Consider the following 4,826-nt stretch of genomic DNA (forward strand, 5'->3'; position numbering starts at 1 on the left):
GTGGAAGTGCTGCAGGGCGTCGAGGCGGCGTGCCACGCTTTCGGGTATATGCCGCTGATCTGCCACGCGGCCAACGAGGTGGATCTCGAACGGCGGTACTTGCAATTGCTGAGTACGTATCGCGTGGAAGGCGTGATCGTGAATGCGCTCGGCGTGAAGGAGGAGACGCTGGAAACGCTCGCAAGCGGCGGGGTGCCGGTAGTGCTGGTCGATCGTTCGATCGATGGCCTGGTGACCGACATGGTCGGCCTCGACAACACCGCGGCGGTCGCGGCAGCGATCCGCCATCTGGACGAGCAGGGCTTCGATGAACTCGTATTTGTGGTGCAGCCTTTCACGCATGTGAGTTCGCGCCGCGTGCGCGAGACGGCGTTTCGTGACACTATCGGCGCCCTTGGAGTGTCGGGCGCGACAGTCGTGCTCGACCTGGATGATGACAAACTGGCGGCCGAGGCGCTTGCCGGAATCGATACCCGTATCGGCGAGAACCGGCAACTCAACCGCCGCATTGCGTTGTTCGCGGCGAACGCGCCGGTTGCGTTGCGCGTCGCGCTGCATATGAAAGAGCGCCATGGCGCCGCGTGGCAGCGGCACGTGGCGCTGATGTGTATCGATGATTCCGAGTGGGCCGAACTAGCCGGAATGACGACTGTGCGCCAGCCGACCTATACCATAGGGGAGCGCGCCGTCGAATTCCTGCACGAGCGCATCGAGGGCGCGGTCATGGCGCCGCGCGAATGCCTGCTGCCGGGCGAACTGGTCGTGCGCACGTCAACGCTTGCGGGCAACATCTAGCATCTGGCCGAACATGGTTTTTGAGGATATTGATTCATGGTAAGTGTATTGACGCTGGTTTGCCTCACGCTTGCAACGCTGCTGATTGCGGCCTTGCCTTTCTGGCTCTACCGGAAAATGCGGCCGCAGTACGGGTTCGGGCGGCGCGATGTGATCGTCGGGATTGCGGTATTCGCGCTTTTTTCGATGGTCATCGAACGGGGCCTGCATGGCCTGATGCTGAGCAATGCGACGACCGTGGGCTTGTTGATGAACCCCGCGTTGTTCGTGATCTATGGCGCGCTGGCTACTGGTATCTGCGAAGAAGTGGGCCGCTTCGCCGGCATGAAATGGCTGATCCGGCGCGATCCTGCGTCGCTGCAAAAGCCGGGGACGGCGCTGGGTTACGGAATCGGACATGGTGGCGCGGAAGCGTGGCTGGTCGGCGTGCTGGTTCAGCTTCAATGGCTTTTGTATGCCACGCTCGCCGATCGCAACATGCTCGATCAATATTTCACCAGTGTTCCCGCAGAATCGCTGCTGCGCTTGCATATGGTGCTGGGCAGCCTGACGCCTGAATCCGCGGGACTGTTCCTGGTCGAACGCGCTGCGGCGTTCGTGTTCCAGATCGGCTTTTCTGTTGTGATGTGGCACATGTTGCGCGAGCGTTTCCGCTTCACGCTGCCGTTCATGATCGTGGCGCATGCGCTGATTGCGTTGCCTATTGCGCTGTATCAGGCGCGCTTGATCCCGCTGCTCGCGGCAGACGCCGTGTATCTCGTGTTCGGCCTGATCGTGATGCGTGCGTTGCGCCGGTATTTTATCGGCGTGAGGGTTGCGTCCGACCGTGCGGCGCGAGCGAAGAACGGAGTCTGAGATGAGCGACGAATATCAGTTCGAATGTCCGAGCGCCGACATCGAAATCCTGGCGCGCGTGATCAGCGACCTGTTCCCGGAACAGACGCAATTCGTTGAACGCCCCGGCGACGATGGCCGGCTTTCGCTCGTCGTCCATTACATCGCGATGCGTTTCGGGACAACGGCGCGCCGCATTGCCATCGACATCCGCTTCGATCCCGCCGCGCTCGCGCGTTATCGGGCGATGCCGCCGCGCATGCACGCGCGCAGTTACGCGGTGCTGCGGGCGTATGTGGAAACGGAACTGGGCGCGCTTGAAGAGATGTACGCGAACGGGGAAACAGTGCCGCGTAACGTGGAGATCGACATGGGCGACGATTTCGCGTGACCCGGAGGTTTGATTGCTTAAGCCGGCTTATAAACCTTCGCGAAACGCGCTGCTTTGACTACACCGTAGTCGCCCGGCGCGTACTGCATGACCCAGTCGCCTGCCACGCCGTGCAATACATCGCCGGCTTCCGATCTCGCGATTGAAAACGACTCGTGCATTTGTTTCGCAAGCACGACAACCGGAATGTTTCGATACACGCCCGCGTCGCCGTGCTCGACGCCATCGTGCGGAAGGTATTTCGCATTGAAACGATCTCGCGAAACCACCCAGCGTTCACCCGTCGCGCCGGTGATCAGCGCATCGCCGGTTTCATAGCGGTTCGGACCTTCCAGACTCATCAGCGAGCCCGGTTCATGCGCGAACTGGACATGGACGGCTTCGTCCTTCACCACGCGTTGGGTGGCGGAGTCGGCAGTCAGGTCAAGGTGGGTAATCGATGTCATGTACGGTGCCGGGAGAGGCGGAAGCTTTGGAGAACGGAATCGTAACGCCAAGCCTTGCAGTTCGCACACAACAAAAACAAAAAGCGCTTGCACCGGTAACCTGATACAAGCGCTTGTTTCTCCAACTTACGGCTTGGTTGAAGACGCTGCGTCCGGCGCGATGCTGTCCGGCGTCGCCTTGCTGCGCGGTGCGCGGCGGCCCTTGTGCTCGCCGCGACGCGCTGTTTGATGGAAGCTGGCGTCGGCGAGCTTCTTCTGTTCCGGCGAAAGGCTCGAGTAAAGCGGCTCGAATGCATCGACGAGGCGCTTCGTGCCGTCGGCTTGCGCTTGCGTGATCTGCGCGTACTGCTTCATGTCGTCGACCGCCGTGGTGTTCGTCCCGAGCGCGATACGCTGGCGATACAACTCACCAATGGTGTGGCCGTTCTCACGCATGACATCGGCGAACTTGTTCCATTGATCTTCCTGTGCCGAAGTGATCTTGAGCTTGCTGTGCAGATCGGCAATGCGTTGCTCGACGCGTGCTTCGCGTGCCTGACCGCGCGCCGATTCAGGCGCAGACGCTCCCGCAGGCGAGGCGGCCGGCGCGGAAGACTGTGCAAATGCGGTCGAAAGAGCGAGCGAGGCGGCCAGTGCAACGAGTGTTTTTTTCATGGGTGACACCTTGGGTCCATTAAGAAGGGGCAAGCGATACACACAAATACCGCATGTGCTGCTTGGCAACGCGCTATTAATATCACGTTAGCGCGCGGCTCTGCTTTGGTTGCCACAACTGCTTACAACCGATACGACTGCGAAAAATTCGCGCGAGACCACGGAGTTTAACCAACCTGATGCATCGTGCGCAGGTTGAGCCTCATGCTTTAATACCTGGAAGCCCTAACGCGTTGTAATAACAAAAGGAAATTGTTCCATGCGACCGCCGCGTCTCGATCAACTTGACGATATCGACCGCAACCTTGTTGCTTCATTGCAGGTGAACGCACGCGAGAGCGTGTCGGAACTCGCGCGCCAGCTTGGCATCGCACGCACTACAGTGATTGCCAGGCTCGCGCGGCTCGAAAAGACCGGCGTGATTGCGGGTTATGGCGTGCGGCTCGGACAAGACGTGCTCGACGCGAGCATCCAGGCATACGTTGGCATCAAACTCGCGCCGAAGTACGGCCGCGACGTGCAAAAGCGCTTCGCCAGGATGCCCGAGATGCAACTGCTTTGCGCGGTCAGCGGCGAGTTTGACTACGTTGCGTGGCTGCGGGCCGATTCGCCTGACAGACTCAACGACCTGCTCGATGAAATCGGCGGTCTTGAGGGCGTCGAGCGCACCACCACGTCCATCATTCTTGCGCGCAAGGTGGACCGAGGTGGCATGAATTGAACGACACGTTGACGTTTTGTATCGAAAGATCGTCAAAATTTCGAAATTGGATGTCGAATCGCATCTTTTTGTGTCTTTTATCAATATTCATGCGCTCCTAAACTGGTGTCCACGGATTTGCCCCGAGACGCCCATCAAGGAGATGAACATGAAAATAGCCCTCATCGGCGCCGGCCTGATTGGCCAGAGCATCGCCCGGATGCTGCGTGAAACCGGCGACTATGAAGTCGTCGTTTTCGACCGAGACGCCCACGCGCTCAGCCTGCTCGAAGCGCAGGACATCCCGACCCGGCGCGTCGATTCCGCCGATGCCAATGCGTTGCGCCTCGCCCTGCAAGGTTTCGATGCGCTCATCAACGCCATGCCTTATTACCTTGCCGTAACTGTTGCCACGGCTGCGAAGGCGGCCGGGGTGCATTACTTCGACCTGACCGAAGACGTGCGCGCCACCCATGCAATCCGCGCAATCGCCGAAGAGTCCACGCATGCATTCATGCCGCAGTGCGGCCTGGCGCCGGGTTTTATCGGCATTGTTGCGAATGAGCTCGCGCAGCGGTTCACCGAGTTGCGCGAGGTCAAGATGCGCGTCGGCGCATTGCCCGAATTCCCGACGAACGCATTGAAGTACAACCTGACGTGGAGTATCGACGGCCTGATCAACGAATATTGTCAGCCCTGCGAAGCCATTCGCGACGGCAGTACACAATGGGTGCAGCCGCTGGAAGGCCTGGAGCATTTTTCCCTCGATGGCACCGAGTACGAGGCGTTCAATACATCGGGCGGACTGGGTACGCTATGCGAAACGCTGGCGGGCAAGGTGGAAACGCTGGATTACAAGTCGGTGCGATATCCGGGGCATCGCGAACTGATGAAGTTCCTGCTCGACGATTTGCGCATGTCGAGTGATCGTGACGGACTGAAGGCGATGTTGCGGCGTGCCGTCCCGGCTACGGTGCAGGACGTGGTGCTGGTTTTCGTCACCGCG

At 59.8% G+C, this 4,826-nt stretch carries 7 protein-coding genes; 5 read left to right on the forward strand and 2 right to left on the reverse strand.

Going from position 1 to position 4,826, the window contains the following annotated elements; translation table 11 throughout:
* From ACFFAR_RS24870 to ACFFAR_RS24880, 3 genes are all read left to right on the forward strand, one after another.
* On the forward strand, positions 1-795 hold a 795-nt coding region (locus ACFFAR_RS24870; protein ID WP_174365497.1), incomplete at its 5' end, for a substrate-binding domain-containing protein.
* Between the two features lie 36 nt (positions 796-831).
* A complete protein-coding gene (locus ACFFAR_RS24875) occupies positions 832-1,650 on the forward strand; it encodes a YhfC family intramembrane metalloprotease (RefSeq protein WP_061999478.1) in 819 nt (272 codons plus the stop codon).
* A 1-nt stretch (position 1,651) separates the two neighbouring features.
* Entirely contained in the window at positions 1,652-2,020 is a 369-nt protein-coding gene (locus ACFFAR_RS24880; protein ID WP_075359523.1) for a DUF3022 domain-containing protein, read from the forward strand.
* Between the two features lie 17 nt (positions 2,021-2,037).
* Here ACFFAR_RS24880 and ACFFAR_RS24885 read toward each other — a convergent pair whose 3' ends face one another.
* Together ACFFAR_RS24885 and ACFFAR_RS24890 are read right to left on the reverse strand one after the other, a co-directional pair.
* Positions 2,038-2,466 carry a PGDYG domain-containing protein gene (locus ACFFAR_RS24885; RefSeq protein ID WP_061999476.1) on the reverse strand — a complete coding sequence of 143 codons (429 nt, stop codon included), beginning with the start codon at positions 2,464-2,466 and terminating at the stop codon, positions 2,038-2,040.
* A 126-nt stretch (positions 2,467-2,592) separates the two neighbouring features.
* Entirely contained in the window at positions 2,593-3,120 is a 528-nt protein-coding gene (locus tag ACFFAR_RS24890) for a Spy/CpxP family protein refolding chaperone (RefSeq protein WP_075359521.1), read from the reverse strand.
* A 259-nt stretch (positions 3,121-3,379) separates the two neighbouring features.
* On the opposite strand from ACFFAR_RS24890, the gene ACFFAR_RS24895 reads away from it, so the two are divergent.
* Positions 3,380-3,841 carry an Lrp/AsnC family transcriptional regulator gene (locus ACFFAR_RS24895; RefSeq protein ID WP_061999474.1) on the forward strand — a complete coding sequence of 154 codons (462 nt, stop codon included), beginning with the start codon at positions 3,380-3,382 and terminating at the stop codon, positions 3,839-3,841.
* Between the two features lie 148 nt (positions 3,842-3,989).
* On the forward strand, positions 3,990-4,826 hold an 837-nt coding region (locus tag ACFFAR_RS24900; protein ID WP_375508638.1), incomplete at its 3' end, for a saccharopine dehydrogenase NADP-binding domain-containing protein.

Source organism: uncultured Caballeronia sp. (assembly GCF_964243625.1).
GTDB lineage: Bacteria > Pseudomonadota > Gammaproteobacteria > Burkholderiales > Burkholderiaceae > Caballeronia.

Coding starts and splice junctions, on each gene's coding strand:
- ACFFAR_RS24875 (WP_061999478.1), top strand. CDS start 832: ATGGTAAGTGTATTGACGCTGGTTTGCCTCACGCTTGCAACGCTGCTG.
- ACFFAR_RS24880 (WP_075359523.1), top strand. CDS start 1,652: ATGAGCGACGAATATCAGTTCGAATGTCCGAGCGCCGACATCGAAATC.
- ACFFAR_RS24885 (WP_061999476.1), bottom strand. CDS start 2,466: ATGACATCGATTACCCACCTTGACCTGACTGCCGACTCCGCCACCCAA.
- ACFFAR_RS24890 (WP_075359521.1), bottom strand. CDS start 3,120: ATGAAAAAAACACTCGTTGCACTGGCCGCCTCGCTCGCTCTTTCGACC.
- ACFFAR_RS24895 (WP_061999474.1), top strand. CDS start 3,380: ATGCGACCGCCGCGTCTCGATCAACTTGACGATATCGACCGCAACCTT.